Source organism: Actinacidiphila sp. bgisy160, from assembly GCF_965342435.1.
Classification (GTDB): Bacteria; Actinomycetota; Actinomycetes; order Streptomycetales; family Streptomycetaceae; genus Actinacidiphila.
In genome coordinates, this window is record NZ_CBDRCM010000119.1 from 1 (window position 1) to 2,769 (window position 2,769).

Consider the following 2,769-nt stretch of genomic DNA (forward strand, 5'->3'; position numbering starts at 1 on the left):
GGGATCGGTTCCGCCACGGGGGCGAGTCCATCAAAACGGTGGCGCCCCGTACCCGAACTTCCGCGGTTTTGCCTCCGCCCTTCCGGAGCGCGTGCGTTCGTGCGCGCGGGAGCGCGAGTGACGGCTCGGCCCGGCGCGCCGGTGCCCCGCGGAAGCGCCCCCCGGGCCGTCACTTGCCTCCGGCCCGGGGGGTCCGCCCGGCGGGGGCGGCCCAGTGGGCCCGCGTGGAGGTGCCCAGGCCGTCAGCGTCGAGGTGTGCCACACGGGCCCGGCCGGCGCGCCATGGCGGCCATTCATCGATTTCGCCGGAGGCACTGTCTCGCGGGCACGCCCCCCGATCGGGGGGCGTACGACCGCGCCCGGTCCGCGGGCCCCTGCGGGGCCGCCCGGACCGGGCGCGGTGGCCGATGCCGGATCAGGCCTTCTTCGTCTCCTGGAAGATGGCGTCGATCTGGTCGATCAGGTCGAGCAGCTTCTGGCCGGTCGCCGGGTCGGTCGAGGCCTTGGCGGCGCTGCCCGCCTTCAGCGCGTCGTTGAAGAGCTGGTGCAGCTGCGGGTACTTCTCGAAGTGCGGCGCCTTGAAGTAGTCGCTCCACAGCACCGACAGGTGGTGCTTGACGAGCTCCGCGCGCTGCTCCTTGATGACAATGGCGCGGGCCCGGAAGTGCGGGTCCTCGTTGGCCTGGTACTTCTCCTGGACCGCCTTGACGGACTGCGCCTCGATGCGGGCCTGGGCCGGGTCGTAGACACCGCAGGGCAGGTCGCAGTGGGCGCTGACCTTGACCTTGGGCGCGAACAGGCGAGCGAGCATGACTGTCCTTCCTCGTGATCGTCTTTCCACCAGGGAGATTACTCCCCTGTCGTGTGGTTTTCTCGGGCGCCCCTTGGTGCTTAGGACAAAAGTCTGGTGTCACCCTGGGCTGGTGGAGCATGGAGGAGGAGGCTGAGCATGCGTGAGCCCGGGGCTGGGCAGAGGAGGAGCGTGCCGTACCAGCTGGTCGAGGTGACAGGTCCGTCGATGGTGCCGACGCTGCAGCATGGTGACTGGCTGCTGGTGCAGCACGTCAGGAGCGCCACGGAGGTCCGTGAGGGTGACGTGGTGGTGTTGCGCCATCCGCTCCAGCAGGACCTGCTGATCGTCAAACGCGCCGTGGAGCGGCGCGAGGGCGGCTGGTGGGTGCTGGGCGACAACACCTTCGTGGAGAACGACAGCAGGGAGTTCGGCACCGTCCCGGACGAGCTGGTGCTCGCCCGGGGACGCGGGCGCTTCCGGCCGCCGCGCGAGGTTCAGCGGTCGGCGGCCGGAGTGGCGGGCTGGCTGGTGTCCTGCGTCAGGCCGCTCAGGGCGGACCGCTCGTTCTCCAGGCGCTTGCGGGCGCGGTAGGCCGCGACGTTGGCGCGGGTCGCGCAGCGGTCCGAGCAGTAGCGGCGGGACCGGTTGGTCGAGGTGTCGATGTAGGCGTTGCGGCACGTGGTGGCCTGGCAGATGCCGAGCCGGTCCACACCGAGGTCGGTGAGCTGGAAGGCCAGACCCATGCAGGCGGTCGCGGCGTAGGAGGCGGTCGCCGTGGCCGCGTGCTCGGCGAGGTGCATGTGCCAGTCGGGGCGGCCGCTGTCGTCCAGGTACTCGTGGCCGGAGATCTGCGGGCTGACCGGGAACTCCAGCAGCAGCGCGTTCAGCAGGTCGACGGCGCGCACCTCGTCGCCCTCGGAGGCGGCCTCGAACACGCCGCGCAGCCGGGTGCGGACGGTGCGCAGCCGCTGCACGTCGGCGTCGCCGGCGCGACCCGCCGCCTGGCTGGCCGGCCCGAACAGCTCGCGCACGGCGTCGACCGAGGTCAGGTTGTCGATCCCGCGCTCGGGCTCCTCGCTGTTCACCAGGCGCACGGCGTAGTCAGAGTAATAGGCGAGTTCCACTTGTAGTCCTTACGCGTGCGCTCTAGGGTCGGTAATGACTGCTCTTGCTCAAAGGGTATTTACGACTGGAGGGGATCGTATGTCCGGCACCACCGCCGCGGCGACCGACTGGCAGGCCTGGCAGGACAGCTGGGACCGGCAGCAGGAGTGGTACCTGCCGGACCGGGAGGAACGGTTCCGGGTCATGCTCGACATGGTGGAGGCGCTGACCGGCCCCGAGCCCCGGGTGCTGGACCTGGCCTGCGGCACCGGCAGCATCTCCGACCGGCTGCTGCGCCGCTTCCCGGGGGCCCGCTCGACCGGCGTGGACCTCGACCCGGCGCTGCTGACGATCGCCCGCGGCCACTTCGCCGGCGAGCGCAGGATCGAGTTCGTCACCGCCGACCTGCGCGACCCGCTCTGGCCGCGGGCCCTGCCGTACGACTCGTACGACGCCGTGCTCACCGCGACCGCCCTGCACTGGCTGAAGCCCGAGCCGCTCAGGGCCCTGTACGGGACGCTGGCCGGCCTGCTGCGGGACGGCGGGGTCTTCCTCAACGCCGACCACATGCCCGACACCTCGACGCCCCGGCTCAACGCGGCCGTGCGCGAACTGGACCGGGCCCGCCGCGAGCGGCGGAGGGCGGAGGGGGCGCTGGACTGGGAGCAGTGGTGGGCCACCGCCAAGGCCGACCCGGTGCTGGCCGGTCCCACCGAGGAGCGGTTCGTGATCTACGGTTCCCACGCCGACGGGGACGAACTGCCCCCGGCCTGGCACGCCGCGGCCCTGCGGGACGCCGGCTTCGGCGAGGCGCGGGAGGTCTGGCGTTCGGTGTCGGATGCGATCGTCCTCGGGCTGAAGTGATCCGTACC

The 2,769-nt window shown here is 71.7% G+C and carries 4 protein-coding genes; 2 read left to right on the forward strand and 2 right to left on the reverse strand.

Going from position 1 to position 2,769, the window contains the following annotated elements; all coding sequences use genetic code 11:
- Positions 1 to 415: 415 nt before the first annotated feature.
- Positions 416 to 811 carry a superoxide dismutase, Ni gene (gene sodN, locus ACRWNP_RS36970; protein ID WP_018563636.1) on the reverse strand — a complete coding sequence of 132 codons (396 nt, stop codon included), beginning with the start codon at positions 809 to 811 and terminating at the stop codon, positions 416 to 418.
- A 138-nt stretch (positions 812 to 949) separates the two neighbouring features.
- Between sodN and sodX the strand changes: the two genes are divergently transcribed.
- On the forward strand, positions 950 to 1,384 hold the full coding sequence (sodX, locus tag ACRWNP_RS36975; protein WP_431969372.1) for a nickel-type superoxide dismutase maturation protease: 435 nt from the start codon (positions 950 to 952) through the stop codon (positions 1,382 to 1,384).
- Here sodX and ACRWNP_RS36980 read toward each other — a convergent pair.
- On the reverse strand, positions 1,288 to 1,917 hold the full coding sequence (locus tag ACRWNP_RS36980; protein ID WP_431969374.1) for a CGNR zinc finger domain-containing protein: 630 nt from the start codon (positions 1,915 to 1,917) through the stop codon (positions 1,288 to 1,290). The genes sodX and ACRWNP_RS36980 overlap by 97 nt on opposite strands.
- Positions 1,918 to 1,996: 79 nt before the next feature.
- Between ACRWNP_RS36980 and ACRWNP_RS36985 the strand changes: the two genes are divergently transcribed.
- On the forward strand, positions 1,997 to 2,761 hold the full coding sequence (locus ACRWNP_RS36985) for a class I SAM-dependent methyltransferase (protein WP_431969376.1): 765 nt from the start codon (positions 1,997 to 1,999) through the stop codon (positions 2,759 to 2,761).
- Positions 2,762 to 2,769 lie beyond the last annotated feature (8 nt).